This window comes from Microvirga sp. HBU67558, from assembly GCF_018069605.1.
Lineage (GTDB): Bacteria > Pseudomonadota > Alphaproteobacteria > Rhizobiales > Beijerinckiaceae > Microvirga > Microvirga terrae.
On the sequence record NZ_JAGPUP010000442.1, the window covers coordinates 1 to 14,027 of the forward strand.

Here is a 14,027-nt window from a genome sequence, read left to right on the forward strand (position 1 = left end):
AGCCCGGTAGCTCGTCAGGCTCATAACCTGAAGGTCACAGGTTCAAATCCTGTCCCCGCAACCACCGACAGTAGCCCTCGACTGGTAACCCCAGCGAGGGCTTCTTCGTATCTCGACACCCGCGAGTCCGCAGATACCGAAAGCCCTCCAGCGCCCGCCGCGCGGAGAGCTTTTTGCTGTTCAGCCCCCTGCTGCCCGGCGGCGCATAGAGTGAGAATGCGGGCAAGGTCGCCGTGCAGCAGCGCGTCCACGCCACTGCCCTCCTTTGGGGTCAGGACAATCTTGTTGATCAGCGAGCGAATGAGCTCCATCGCTTCGTCCCTGTGCTCAGCGTCTTCAAGCAAGTTCTCCAGTTCTTCGACCTTGCGGCGGTAAACCGCCGCAAGGTTCGGATGCACCGAGATGTTCGGCATGACGTCGGACTTTGCTTGCTGCGCGACGAGGCTCGCCTTCTCTGCTTCCAGTTCAGCGAGACGCGCCTTCATCGACGGCTGGTACAGCCCGTCCTCGATCGCGCTCATGATCCCGTCGATCTTGCGCTGAACGCCGGCGAGCTTCACTTCGGTCTCGGCAGCCTTGCCACTTGCCTCTTTCGTCAACCGGTTCACCTCCTCCTGATACGCGCGGGTAAACTCCGCCACCAGTTCTGGCGTGAGCAGGTTCTGCTTCAGGGCCCTGAGGATGCGCGCCTCGATCTCCTTCCGGCTGATCGTACGGTCGTTCGTGCACATGCCCTTCGAGCGCCGCCCGGCGCAGCCATAGCGGTCCTTCGCCATGATCGTGTACCCCGCGCCGCAGCAGCCGCAGGTTAGAAGGCCCGACAAGAGGAAACGGCGGCGGTGAGCCCGGTTGAGCGCACTGCCGCTCTCATCCCGGCCCATCTCGAAGGCGGTTGCCGCTTGGCGCCGCTTCACCTCCTGCCAGAGCGTATCGTCGATAATCCGCAGGTGCGGTACCTCTGTTCGCTCCCAGCGCTCGGGCGGGTTCGGCCGCGCCACCCTCTTTCCTGTCCTCGGGTCCTTCACATAGGAGCAGCGGTTCCACACCAGTTGGCCGATATAAATCTCGTTGTTCAAGATTCCGGTCCCGCGCTCCTTCTGGCCGCGGATGGTGGTGTCCTGCCACGGGCGGCTCTCGGGACCGGGAATGCTCTCCTCATTGAGGCGCCGGGCGATGGCCCGTGGGCTTACGCCGTGAGCGAACATCCTAAAGATGCGTTCAACCACAGCCGCCTCATCACGGTTGATGGTGCGCCCTCCTCGCTCGCCCTCCTCGACCACGTTGTAGCCGAAGGCCTTACCGGCGGCGGCACGCCCCTGCAGCACGCGACCCAACTGTCCGCGCTTGGTCTTCTCCCTCAGGTCGGAGAGGAACATCTGTGCCATCGTGCCGAGCATTCCGACATGCATGGTGGTCACCGCACCGACATTGACCGCGTGCAGGCTCATCCCATGAAACTGCAGCTCGTCATGGAGGCTGGCCACATCCGAGAGCTTACGCGCCAGGCGGTCGAGCGCCTCGACGATCACGACGTCGAAGGCTCCCCGTCGCGATTGTGCCAGCAGGTCCCTGTAGCCAGGGCGATTGTTGCTGGCGCCCGACAGCGCTCGATCCTGGAAGGTCGCCGTCACCTGGAGCCCCTGCTGGGCGGCATAGCGGCGGCAGACCTCGAGCTGGTCCTCGATCGAGGCATCGCGCTGGTTCTCGCTCGAGTAGCGGGCATAGATCGCGGCGCGCTTCATACGAGGTCCTCCCCGGCGGCTTTGAGTTGATCGAGGATCGAGCCAAGGCGTCGGCTTGCGGCGAGGTTGTCGGCCTGGATGTAGAAACGCTCGGTCGTCGAGAAATGCCGGTGGCCGAGCAGCGGCGCCGCGGCGCGGGCCATATCGGCGGACACAGCCGCGAGGCTCGAGGCCGCGCAATCGCGCAGGAGGTGCGGGTTGATTGGCGTCCCGAACAGGCGGCGGGTCAGCTTGGTGATCCGGTGATACGCGGCGTGGGAATCGCGCATAACGCCCTCCTTGCTGAGCCACAGCCTGGTCGATTCGGCCGCCTGCGGAAACAAGGAGCGCACCGCGGAAAGGTAGTGCTCGAACCAGGGCAGCAGCGGTTCGGGCAGTTCGAAGCTGATCGGCTGACGGGTCTTGGTCTCCTCGGCCGGAATGGTGATGAGCCAGCTGCCTTCGGTTGGGATCAGGTGTCGCCCGAGTTCGAGGCTCGAAAAGTTCTTCACCCGCAGGGGACGAAGCGCCAGAAGGGCGAGCATCAGGGCATCGCGGTAGGCCACGGCTTGCTTGAGCGACAGGTTACCGACAGGAAGACGCTCCAGCTCCGCGACCGCGGCGGCGAAAATCTCCGCGGTCGGGCGCATCCGGGTCCGCTTGTCCTTGCTCGGCCTGGCATTGATTTGGACCCGGTTGCAGGTGGTCTGGAGCCAGCGCCAGTTCCGATCGGGAGCCATCGCCTGCATCATCACCTTCAGGCCGACCAGCATCGACAGGCGTGTACGCGGGGCGACGAGCGTCTCAAGATGGAGGTTGTAGGCGCGAACCCTCTCGCGCGTGACGCGATCGGCGGGGTCTGCGTCACGGTCCAGTTGACCGGTCCAAAGCAAGTAACCGAGCCAACGGCCATAATGCTGCTCGTTGGTCCGGCGGGTGCCGGATGCCCAATGGGCCGCACCACCGCATTCGTCGAATATGTCGTCTTCGACCTGTGCCGCCGCCCAGGCCTCCTGGTCGACCTGCGGCCACTCGGACACCGGCAGAGCGCGGCGCATCGGATCAACAGGGCGGCCCATCAGCGCCTCCCCGTTGGGGCTTTGGCTTTGGCCGCGTCGAGCAGGCGATCGACGTGACGTCCAGCCGCCTTCGATCCGGTGCCGAGATAATGACCCATGGTGGTGTCGAGCGTGGTGTGGCCAAGTACGCGCGAAACCGCGAGATAGGCGCCGGGATCAGCTTCCGTGGTGATCTTGGCAAGAAAATGCCGGAACAGGTGCGGGTTCATCTCGAGACCAGCCCGGCGCATGCTGCGGCGGATCGCATCCGACAGCGCGGTTTTGGAACGAGGCTTCCTGTTCACACCCGGGAACAGGTAAGGCCCATCGGCCTCCGGCAAACGCGAGCGGAATGCTGCGATGTGGTGCTTCAGGCGCGCGGTGATCTCGGCATTGAGCTCGAACTCCAGCGGCCGGCCCGTCTTGGTGCGCTCTGCCGGCACGATGAGCACGGCGAGTCCCGAACTCAGGAAGGTGAAGTCGGCAAGCTCCAACGTCCGCAAGGACCCGATGCGCAGACCGCAATGGATCAGGAGGTCAACTGCCACCGCGCGCTCCATCGCCTTCGCGGCTCGTAGCGGGTTCGTCTCGGCCAGGGCGCGCTTGGCCTCCCGCTCGGGGAAGGTGAGCAGGCGGGCGACGTTGCGCGGATCATCGAACTGAGCGAGGCGCTTGCGGTTACGCTCCGTCATCTGACGCCGGTTGCCGGGATCGAGCTTGCGGCAGATCTTCTCCAGGGAGGCGACAGACGCCTCGTCCAATCCGCCATAGTGCTTGCCGATCAGACGCATCGAGCGGGCGAGATTGTGCACCCGCTGGGTCTTCCTGCCCGAACGATCCAAGAAAAAGCGAAGGGCTGCCTTAAACGCCTCCGGTTGGAACAGGACGCTCAACGACGTGATCGCCTCCGTCGACAGGTAGCCGGTATGGACGAGCGCCGAAGCTAACTGGCGGAAGGTGTAAACCCGGTGCTCGATCGTTGCCGGGCGCAGGGCGCGTGCCGGCGCCTCCTCGTCGAGGGGATCCGGGTTCGCCATGCGCTCACGCCAGCGTCCCACATCTTCCTGGAACGAGGCCGGAAAGGCGCTCAGGGGCAGCGCATACGGTTCCTGCCTGAATGGCGAGGACAGCTGCACCTGTGGCCAGTCCGGCATCGTACGGGCCGAGCGGTTCCAGTTCGAGATGGTGTTCTTGAGGATATCCTTCGGGTTTTTGAGCGCCTCTTCCGCCTCAAGCGCTTCAAACAGACCGAGGAGGATCTGAGGCGTGACCTCCTCCGGCGCGATCCCCATGACGGTGCTGTAGGTGGCGAGGCGATAAAGCGCCTGGCGCTGATAGGCGGCCTCAATCCGGTCAAGCAGCGCCTGCCAGGACGGCGCGAGTGGAATACGGCGGGTCAGTGGCAGGGGTCGCGGCGCATAGCGTTCCAGGGCCTGGACGACCAGGGAGCGGATGTTGGCGAAGGTCTTCTCGGACAGGTTCACCTGGGCGGCGCTTCTGGACGCAAACAGCTCACGCACCCGGTGCGGACTCGCCTCCAGCGTCTCCAAGGGTGCCCCGAACATCTGCCCGACGCGGTTCAGGGCCGAGATGAGGTCGCGGCGCTGGGTGTTGGTCAGGTCGGGATCCGACGCGGCGAGACGCTTCACCTCCGCCAGAGTGGCCTGGTTCTGGGAGGCGAAAGCCATTTTGCTACGGGCGAGGAATCTGGGGTCGACATACTGCATCGGGATCGTCTCACATGGTCAGCTCTGGCCTCGGGAGGTCAGGCGTGGACAGGAGGGGCAGTTCGGGAAATAGCAGCTTTCTGGTCCTACGGCGTTCAGCCGGGAGCGGTCTCCCGACAGCCGCTAAGCCATTGACGCTGTTGGACAGAAGCGGACATAGGCACCCATCGCACCTACTCGCGATGGAGCTTCTCGTAGGTGGTCACGTCTTCGAGGGAGATGCGGATCTGGTGACCAATGCGGTGCACCTTGAGCTCGCCGCGGGCCACAATGCGGCGCACGGATTTAAGGCTGACCTGCCAGCGAGTGGCGAGGTCCTCCAGGGTCAGTAGCGGCTCAGACTTCGGCTTCAAAGGTATCCTCCGGTTCGGGGTGATCGTGCTCGGAGGGAACCGCTGGTTCGGCTGTGGCAAACGCTTCATGGGCCGCGTGCCGGGCCAGCAACCGGACGAAAGCAATCAACGCAACCGGCGAAGATGCCGGCTCCTCATGGCTGCGAGTTGCTGGTTCACGGTTTGCTGTCTTGCCCACTGGTGACCTCCAATGGGCAGGACAATCATGACGGACGCTCGATTGGTCGAACTCCCTAACTCACCAGCTTTTGCACAACCTCAGGGCACGAACGGTGGGTCGAAGTACTCAAGGTCACGGATCGGGAGCTTCTCCTCGACCACCTTGTCGATTAGCCGCGGCTCGAACGTGACGCCCTTGGGCGCATACAGACACAGCGCCTCCTTGACGAAGCCGGTGAAGCCGCGTTCGGCCAGAAAGATGATTTTGTCCACCGTATGAGCGGGCCTGATGCCAAGCACCTCCTGATAGGATAGCATCAGCGCCGAGATCAGTTCCCGCAACTCCTGAGTCGGGGTCGGTCCGCCATGGTTGTCCTGGGCAGATAGGCTCTGCTCCTTGGCGACCTCCGCGGCTTTGCGGCTCAAGGACGCCATCCGCTGCAGATAAAGGATGTGCTGCCGCATCTCGATGGCGACACAATCGAGGTTGACCTCGGACATCGCGACAATCATCAGGAGACCTTGGTTCCCGAGCTTCTCGGCGTTCTTTTCTGCTTTCGCAAGATTAGTTGCCAGGCTGTTAAGCTCGCGGGCGACTGCCGAGGGACGCAGCCTCACGGGGTTTTTCAAGTACAGCTTGATGATACGTTTAGTATCTTCAACAAGTTGAACTAGGGCCTCGTCGGACGGTCCATGCCCGAGATGCTGCAGGTCCTTCTTGAGCCAATTCAAAAGCCTTCCGTCGGGATTCGTGGTCATTGTGCGCTGAGCCCATTTTGGCACCACCCGAGGTGAGACCTTTCCAACCTCAATCAGGGTGGTAGGCTGGCTGGGTCACCCAATTTCGTCAGCACGATCGGGGCCTACTCCCGATCGCACCATGGGGTCGTCCTCACTGTAGTATCGACGCCAGTGCTCCATCTTTTCGCGTGCAAATGCAAGGGACAGGAACCAATGCGGGCCCTTCTCAAGTGTGGACCTGCCTACGTGGAGGAGTTTACGAGGCTTAGACCACACTACCAACGAGTTCTCCTGATCGCCGGATGAAAAGAGGCGCTCAGACTACACAGTCAATCCCGGTTTCCGCTTAAATAGGAGCGAGTCCTTGTGCGTAAGCGGCTTAGAACAATTCTGATCAGTGTTTTGGTTTGGGTTTCCGCCACCAGCGGGCCTAACTTTTTCGGACCTGACTTTTTTGGGCCTAACTTTTTCGGAGGAACCTGACTCGGTTCGACAAGCTGTGGATCATGAAGTTGCTCGACAACTGCCGGCTGCTCCTTGACAATTGAACCCTCGGAAGCATCGACAGGTGTTGAAACAATGACTGGAATCCATGGCGAGTCCCGTCCGACCATTTGGTGGAAGTCATGCGCAGCAATGCCATTATCAATCAGTGTCTTAGGTGGCACGGTCATCGCGATCTCCGTCCCAAGCTGATGAAACATCCGCTCATAGACGTCGATGCCCCTGTACTCGAGCAAGTAATTCACTATCTCGATCTTTAGGCGCTCGGGGTCACCGATGGATTTCAACTCCTTAAATCCAAATGTTTTGTAGAAGTTATCGCTTGAGACGCGTTTCATAAAATCTACAAGGATGAGTCGGTGCTCGTTGATCGACCGGTTACTTGCCGATTGACTTGGACGGCTGGTGTTATTTTGATGGACCCGAAATTTTACGAGTCGCTCCGGCATTACAAAGATATCGAAGTGCTCAAGCACTCGCACCCACATATCAAGGTCAGGTAGCTGCCGGTAGAAGTTGTTGTACAGTCCAACCTTGTCATATACGTCGCGCTTTATCAGCACCGACGGGTGGCACAAGCGATTGCCACCCTCTAAGAGATCTCTCATCCACTGAAAACGTGAACGATTAGCTTGACGAAAAACGTCTTGGTAGCCGGGATGATCTCCCAGCCAGCAACCTTCATCATCAATCCACTCTACATCCGAGAAAACGGCGGCGACATCTGTCCCGGACGAAAAAATTTGGAGTTGCTTCTCAAGTTTGTCGGCAACCCATACATCATCGGAGTTGCACACTGCGATGTACTGCCCACGACACATTTCGAGACCAACGTTCATGGCCTGACAAGCACCGACGTTCTCGTACAACTGCCGCAAAACAATTCGGCTATCCCGATAACTTGCAACAATTGATGCTGAATTGTCTGATGAGCCATCATCCACAACTACAACTTCAATATCCGTGAAAGTTTGAGCGAGGACGCTCTCAAGGGTCGCACGGATATACTTCTCGTGCTGGTAGCTAGGGATGAGGACAGAAACGAGGGGATTGTTCATAATCTTTCAACAGCAGCATTAATGAACTGTCGGACAGCGGGGTCTACTCTTTTTCCCACTGCCGTGAGGGTCCGAATTATTGCTGCCTTCCTATGCTCTGAGTTAAGGCTAGTCCAAGTGCCGTTTGGGTGAAGTCGATACAACGTGGACGGTTTCGCGACGTGTGCTGCGCCGCCTTTAGCTGCGATTGTTAGATTCAGCAACCAGTCGTAACCCTCCTTGGCATCTGCGTAACTCAAGGCGTCACGGAAGCGGTCGCTTCGGTATAAGCAATTTGAAAATGTGGCCACAGGATTGGAATCAAGTAAGTCTAACATTGTCAGGAGCCTGTGCCGTCCGTCTGGCCAGTTTGGCTGCCGCCACTTTGCCCCCAACACTTCATCCTCGACAATACACGCTGTGAAGCACAATCCTATGTCCGGAAAGGTCTCAAGGAAAGCAAGTTGCTGCTCAAGCTTATCGTCAGCGATCCAATAATCGTCACCTTCAAGAACCGCGACATATGGGGTATCAACAAGTTCAGTTAGCTTCCGATAATGGTTAATGATGCCAAGATTGGCTTCATTTACAATTACCTCGACGTTTGAAAGGCTTTGTGCGGTGGCACGTGCAATCGAAAATGTCCCGTCACTGGAACAGTCATCCGACACAATGACCTTTGTCGAAGTGAAGATGGTTTGAGCAATAATGCTATCGATAGCTTCGGCGATGTACTTGGCGTGATTATAAGTCGGTACGATAACCGTAATCAATGGGTTAGTCATGGAGTGACGCCTTCAAAGACTGTGCGATATAGACTGCGGCTTCGTTTGTTATTCCTCCATGGAGAGGAAGTGTTAGGACCTCTTCTGCGGCACGCCGCGCGTTCGGTAACTTGAATTCCTTCTGCGTCATATGCATTCTGTAAGACGGCACATCACAGAGTAAAGGATAAAAATATTTGCGGGTGAAGATCCCAAGTTCCCTGAGCGCCAGGTACGCCTTGTCACGAAGGCGGATGCCATTCTCCACGGGCAATCGTACTGCAAAATAACTTGGTGCACCGAGCGTGCCGGGCCGTTGCGGGACGATTTTGATCTTTGGGTGCTCAACAAGGCAATCGGTATATATCGCAGCAATCTCGGTCCGTTTAGCACGCTCTTCGAATACTGCGCTCAAGTTCGAGAGCCCGAATGCGGCGTTCAGCTCGCTCATTTTTCCGTTAGTACCTACTTCCGAAATGAGATCCTCCGATTCGATCCCAAAATTCTTCAAAAGGCCGACCTTTGCGTGCACCTCGTAAGAATTTGTTACGATTGCGCCGCCTTCACCCGTGTTGAATTGCTTTGTTGGATGAAAGCTCATTGTCGTTGCATCGCCATAGCCGACAATCGGTCGACCATTGAAGGTTGATTCAAATACATGAGCCCCGTCATAGAGAATGGGTATTGACGCCGCTTTTGCTAAGTCGTCTAGGGCGTCAACGTTGCAGGGGCATCCATATACGTGAACACCGAGGATACCGCCAACATTGCTGTCAAGATGTTCTTTTACGGCATTCGGGTCTATCGTTAGATAATCCTCTTCCACATCCACAAGAACAGGATCCAGACCGATCCAAATCAGCGCGCTTACAGTGGCTGCGAACGTAAAAGGCGTAGTTATTATGCGGTTGCGAAAATTTAGTGCCTTGGCAGCAATTTCTATTGCTATCGTGCCGTTGGACATCAGGCTTACGTGAGGTGTTCTTAAAATCTCCGAAAGCCTATGCTCAAGATTGTGGCAGTTCGGCCCTCCATTCGAGAGTCGCCGATTCTCCAAAGCGGGACGCAGATAAGATAAAAATTCATCTACACTGGGCACGATGGGGCGCGCTACATAAATAGGATTATTTTTCACGAGAACTCCTCGGCTTCGCAGGAACACCAATTACCGTCAGGCCGGGATCGACGTTTGATATGACGCATGCAGCAGCGCCTACGACTGCCCCGTCGCCAACCCTCATGGGGCTGCCATCTACACCGTTTCGGATTACGCTTCCAGCGCCGATCCAAACCCGCGAGCCAACCTCCACATGGCCGGCTATCGTTGAATTCGCGGCGATAAAGCCGAATGATCCGATCTTCACATCATGATGCAGCACTGCCCCGTAGTTGACGATCACATGATCACCCAAATTGACATTTGCAGAAATCACAACGTTTGCGAAGACTTGGACCCCTTGGCCAATTCTTGCGGTTGGCGACACCACGGCGCGCGGGCTCACAAAAGTCCCAAACCTTGTACCCGACGAACTCAATCGCTGGACCAGCCTAACTCGGCCTTCTATACTTCCTATAGCTACAAACCAGGATGCGCCTCCCGCCATCGTTATTGCTTTTTCATAAGAAACGACCGGAGTTCCGTCCAAAAGACGGTCTGAGTTGAAATCATCGACGAACGCCAGCACCTGCGTGCCGGCCGCCTCCAGTTGAAAGGCAAGTTCGCGCGCGTGGCCCCCTGCGCCATATATGATCGATCTCGGCTTTGGCACTTTACTTCATCGGCTCTGTTGACCACTGACGGCCTTCTACGTTAGTCGTGCAACGTTTGCCAGCGTTCGGGTTCTATGCAACCCATTGGGGGCCTGAATGATGCAATCGAGCAACACTGTTGTCGAGGGAACTGTTGGTAATAAAATTACAGATCTGCTCATCGTTGATGACGTATTGCCTTCGAGCTTGTCGCCATTCCGAACAATCGAATACCGGCACTATTTGTACAATTTTGACGCGGCGCTACTGTCGCTAGAAGGATGGCACAATTGGGAAAAGGGAACGACCTTTGAAGGCAAGTTGGATGAGCTGGAGTTCAGTGAAAATGCCAAACGCCGAATATTTAGGTTCAGTGAAAGTCAGCATATTGCCGCGCGCTTAGCGTATGTCACTTTCTTGAACAATGCATACAATTTATTGCCTTTCTTCGAACAGAGAAATCTACCATTTATACTTCAGCTGTATCCGGGTGGAGGATTTGAAATCGGTCAAGTAGAGACTGATTTGAAATTGCGCTCTGTATTGCTGAATCGCCTATGTAAGGGCGTCATTACGACCCAGACTATATCGCGGGATTATATCACGTCTGAACATATCGGCTTCAATGCATGTAAGGTGCATCACATTTTCGGCGGAGTTTTTGACAGTAATGTCCCATTTGATTTTTGCCAAGACAAACTATTTTATGGCGGGAATAAGAGTACGCTGGATGTCTGCTTTGTCGCGTACAAATACAACAATGATTTGCAATCCAAAGGATATGATAAATTTATCGAGATCGCAAACCTAATATCGAGTGAGCTAGATTGCGTCCGGTTCCATGTTGTTGGGAATTACGGCCCCGATGATTTGCCACTGAAGGGTATAGAAGGAAAGATCACTTTTTACGGCCCGCAGCCTGCCGCGTTCTTTAGAAGCTTCTATTCGCGAATGGACGCGATTGTTTCGGTGAACAGACCATTCCTATCAAGTTCGGGCGCTTTTGACGGTTTTCCAACTGGATCGTGCCTAGAAGCTGGGTTCATGGGAGTTGCAAATTTTATTAGCGATCCGCTAAATCTAAACACTCAGTTCAGAGATGGCATTGATCTAGTACTTGTCGGCGACGATGTTGAAGTATCTGCTCGCAAGATACTCGCCTACTTACGTGACCCGACGGCTCTCTATAAACTCGCTCATGGTACCTATCGTGCATTTCGGCGGATTATTGACGTTGATAAGCAGTTAATGACAAGATCCCAGATAATCTTTCGGCACCTAATGGAGGACAATGTAGATTTATCTACTGAGGTCCAAAACGATTATCTGATGATGCGCTCCATGCTTCAAATTAGGCGCCAAGTTGAGGCTCTGACGGCTGAGTTAAACGACCTGAGAACTCAGCCGAAAAACGTTCAAGAGCTTAGGTTGGAAGTCAATCATATGGGGCACACCTTGAGAAGATTACGAAGTCGGAGACCGCTGAACAGGACTTAGAGACTGGTGAGCAATTATCTTTCCTTTCACGTGAGGCGCCAGAGCAGGATGCGGTTTATCGCAAGATAGAGGAGCATCTCGCCAGTTTCGACCAGACGTTCGTAGTCCTCGCCCCCGCGGGATCTATCATCTTTGGTCTTTCGTCAGTATCTGCGAAAGCCATCTTGAGGAAGCTCATTTTGATCCAACCTGGTGTCACCGTTGTCCATGATCGCCCGTTCAACGACTTCCCGAGGTTAAGTCCATCCTGCGCATTAGCAGGTGCCGTGACCATAGGTAACCAAGCCGGGTTAGGTATCGGTGCCAAATGTGCTCCGAAAGTCGTCGTCGGAAATATCGCGATGGTTGGAGCAGGCGCTGGTTGCATTCGAAGGGTGGCGGCCGGTACGACAGTTGCAGGAATTTTCGCCCTCGTCCTGCGTCCACGGTGACGCCACAACCGCTTTCATCGCTCCCGGAGTTAATCAACTGTGCTACACACGACGACACCGCCAACGCGCCATTCTATTCTTTTTGACAGGTTGATTTGGCTTACCGCGTTCATTGCCTCTATCGGCTGGCTTCTCTGGTACCTTTATGCAACAGTGAAGTTCAGCTTTCTGGCACCCTTTTGGGACCAGTGGAACACGCTCTACAAACCTGACGGAATTTCAGGTTATTTCATTCAACACAACGAGCACCGCATTGTTCTAGCGCGCATCATCTATACCATAGACGCCGAATTTTTCAGGATGAGCTATAGGTTTTCTATGGTGTTCGTCGCCCTCTTCCAAATAGGAACAGGTGCAACGTTTGTCTGGATGATAGCACTCGACAAACGCCTGACGTCGAGGATGAAAGCTCTATTCACCGTAGCAGCAGTCTTTCTCACTTTCTGGTGGTATCAATACGAGAACTTCGCCTGGCCGTTCCAAACGCAATATACTGGTCTAGTGTGTTTCTATGTGGCCTCGTTCGCTGTTTTTGCACGTTCGCCTAATAGTTGGGGACATGCGATCGTTTCGGTCGTTCTCATGGCCATAGCCGTGTTGTGCATTGCCACGGGTATCTTGAGCGCTTTCATCCTTATCGCGCTGTGCTTTGTTGCTCGTCCGCGCTGGCAGATTGCCGCTTTTGTTACCTTCGCAATATTGGCGATCACGGGAATGTACTTTTGGGGCTTCCAACCCGGGCCAAAGCCAGCCGAATCCGTGCATTCGCTAGCACGCATTTTCTTATATTCGGTTTACTACCTGGGCAGTCCGCTCCAAAGCTGCCTTTCATGGACGGGCCTAGAAAATCTTACCGCTGCCGGCCTCATGGGTTTACTAGTGCTAATTATGTCAGCTAGCTCGCTGATTGTGCTTATTCGCAGGCGATTCCGTTTAGACGAGATGGACCTCTTTGCCGGCGCGGTGATTGTTGTGACATTGGCGGCGACATTACTGACCGCAATTGGCCGGAATTATTTCGGTTACGAACAAGCGGCCGCCTCTCGCTATGGAACAATCGTCTTTCCGATTTATTTATCGATCGCGCTCGTCTTAACGCGTGAATTCAGGATTATGGCCTGGACTGCGGTCTTCATCATCGTTTTCACCGCTGCAACGCAAGCTCGATACCTTAACGATGCACAAGAGGCGAAGTATTCGAAGCAGCAAGGTCTTACCGCTATGCTTGCCGAGGTGAACGACGAAGAGATGCTGGGTCACCTGTTTCCGCTTCCAGACCGGGTGTTGTTAGAAGCGGCCCGGCTAAAGCGGTTGCGCCTCAATATTTTTTCCGAAGAATGGCCTCACTGGCTTGCTGGAAAATTGCCCTTCGAGCCACGCGCTGACGCAGCATGTCAGGGGACCTTTGATGCTACAGCCCCATTGGCAAGTGGCGGGCGCGCATGGGGATGGGCTTGGAATACTGAGACAACCTCGTTGCCTACTTACATTGTGCTGCTTGACGAGAAAGATACGGTCATCGGATTTGGCTTTCCCGGTATGAGCAGAGGTGACGTCGTCAAAGTTGGAGCGGACCTACGCTCAGGGTGGTTTGGTCACTATAAAGGACACGTTGCTCCTACCAGAGCCGTTGCGATCTTCGGCACAACAGATACAACCTGCCTTTTCCAACGATAGCGAACAAATCAGATTTGAGTTCTACCGGCGCTCACGTGACAATGTCTCCGACGCACAGTGTTGCGGATGCTGTTATGTCAATCTGCCCATCGGCATATGCTTGAATCAGTAGCAGAAAGCCCGCGATGCAAGATAGCACTGCGGGCTATTCCATAATTGAGGAAGTGTGCTGGATTCGTGTCCCGTATTATATGAAAAGCGAAAGAGTTTCGCGTGTTCAGTCATGCGGGTTGAATCGTCAGCCTTCACCGACAGTGACAAGGCGGCCGAGGCCGTGATCAAGCTTAAGGGAGCCATCGATCTGCAGAAGGGTCGGTTCGTTCCGTAGCCTTAGCCTTTGGGCTATTGCGGATCTTGCTTTGCTTGCCCTGGGAATTCGTACTTATCCTTGGTGCTGGTCATGGTGGGGTCCTCTCGGAGGGTGACTTGGACATCACTATCCTGCCATGACCGCCCCGATCAGGCGATTTGCAGAACCTTCACCACACTACTCTGCTTAAACGGTAAGTCGACCAATCGGCGTCACTAGTGTCGGTAGTTTCAGGTCCCCGCAACCACATCACCGCAAAGCCCCCGGTCAGACATGACACGGGGGCTTCGGCATTCATA

The 14,027-nt window shown here is 55.7% G+C and carries 12 protein-coding genes and 1 pseudogene; 2 read left to right on the forward strand and 11 right to left on the reverse strand.

All coding sequences use genetic code 11. The features are described from left to right. Window positions 1–20: 20 nt before the first annotated feature. The 11 genes and pseudogenes from KBI52_RS05165 to KBI52_RS05215 all read right to left on the reverse strand — a co-directional run bounded on the left by KBI52_RS05165 (window position 21) and on the right by KBI52_RS05215 (window position 9,833). Window positions 21–1,742, reverse strand: a complete 1,722-nt coding sequence (locus KBI52_RS05165) for a recombinase family protein (RefSeq protein ID WP_210805851.1) — start codon at window positions 1,740–1,742, stop codon at window positions 21–23. Next, complete coding sequence (locus tag KBI52_RS05170) at window positions 1,739–2,800, reverse strand: tyrosine-type recombinase/integrase (RefSeq protein WP_210805853.1); 1,062 nt, start codon at window positions 2,798–2,800, stop codon at window positions 1,739–1,741. Before KBI52_RS05170 ends, KBI52_RS05165 begins: the two co-directional genes overlap by 4 nt. Continuing rightward, window positions 2,800–4,506, reverse strand: coding sequence for a site-specific integrase (locus KBI52_RS05175; RefSeq protein ID WP_210805855.1), 1,707 nt, complete (start codon window positions 4,504–4,506; stop codon window positions 2,800–2,802). The genes KBI52_RS05170 and KBI52_RS05175 overlap by 1 nt, the downstream gene beginning before the upstream one ends. A 173-nt stretch (window positions 4,507–4,679) precedes the next feature. Further along, complete coding sequence (locus tag KBI52_RS05180; protein ID WP_210805857.1) at window positions 4,680–4,859, reverse strand: helix-turn-helix domain-containing protein; 180 nt, start codon at window positions 4,857–4,859, stop codon at window positions 4,680–4,682. Further along, window positions 4,843–5,037 carry a hypothetical protein gene (locus KBI52_RS05185; RefSeq protein WP_210805859.1) on the reverse strand — a complete coding sequence of 65 codons (195 nt, stop codon included), beginning with the start codon at window positions 5,035–5,037 and terminating at the stop codon, window positions 4,843–4,845. The genes KBI52_RS05180 and KBI52_RS05185 overlap by 17 nt, the downstream gene beginning before the upstream one ends. An 80-nt stretch (window positions 5,038–5,117) precedes the next feature. Then, window positions 5,118–5,636: a hypothetical protein gene (locus KBI52_RS05190; RefSeq protein ID WP_210805861.1), complete on the reverse strand. Its 519-nt coding sequence runs from the start codon at window positions 5,634–5,636 to the stop codon at window positions 5,118–5,120. Between the two features lie 194 nt (window positions 5,637–5,830). Continuing rightward, window positions 5,831–5,975: pseudogene (locus KBI52_RS05195) on the reverse strand (integrase core domain-containing protein); the annotation flags it as partial. Window positions 5,976–6,088: 113 nt separating this feature from the next. After that, window positions 6,089–7,321 carry a glycosyltransferase gene (locus tag KBI52_RS05200; RefSeq protein WP_210805863.1) on the reverse strand — a complete coding sequence of 411 codons (1,233 nt, stop codon included), beginning with the start codon at window positions 7,319–7,321 and terminating at the stop codon, window positions 6,089–6,091. Beyond that, window positions 7,318–8,085, reverse strand: a complete 768-nt coding sequence (locus KBI52_RS05205; protein WP_210805864.1) for a glycosyltransferase — start codon at window positions 8,083–8,085, stop codon at window positions 7,318–7,320. The genes KBI52_RS05200 and KBI52_RS05205 overlap by 4 nt, the downstream gene beginning before the upstream one ends. After that, entirely contained in the window at window positions 8,078–9,199 is a 1,122-nt protein-coding gene (locus tag KBI52_RS05210; RefSeq protein WP_262266296.1) for a DegT/DnrJ/EryC1/StrS aminotransferase family protein, read from the reverse strand. Before KBI52_RS05210 ends, KBI52_RS05205 begins: the two co-directional genes overlap by 8 nt. Further along, window positions 9,189–9,833, reverse strand: coding sequence for an acetyltransferase (locus tag KBI52_RS05215; RefSeq protein ID WP_210805866.1), 645 nt, complete (start codon window positions 9,831–9,833; stop codon window positions 9,189–9,191). The genes KBI52_RS05210 and KBI52_RS05215 overlap by 11 nt, the downstream gene beginning before the upstream one ends. Window positions 9,834–9,930: 97 nt before the next feature. Between KBI52_RS05215 and KBI52_RS05220 the strand changes: the two genes are divergently transcribed. Both KBI52_RS05220 and KBI52_RS05225 read left to right on the forward strand, forming a co-directional pair. Next, window positions 9,931–11,310, forward strand: a complete 1,380-nt coding sequence (locus KBI52_RS05220) for a hypothetical protein (protein ID WP_210805868.1) — start codon at window positions 9,931–9,933, stop codon at window positions 11,308–11,310. A 470-nt stretch (window positions 11,311–11,780) separates the two neighbouring features. Then, the gene (locus KBI52_RS05225) at window positions 11,781–13,418 is read left to right on the forward strand and encodes a hypothetical protein (protein WP_210805870.1); all 1,638 of its coding nucleotides are present in this window, start codon (window positions 11,781–11,783) and stop codon (window positions 13,416–13,418) included. The last annotated feature ends 609 nt before the right edge of the window (window positions 13,419–14,027 follow it).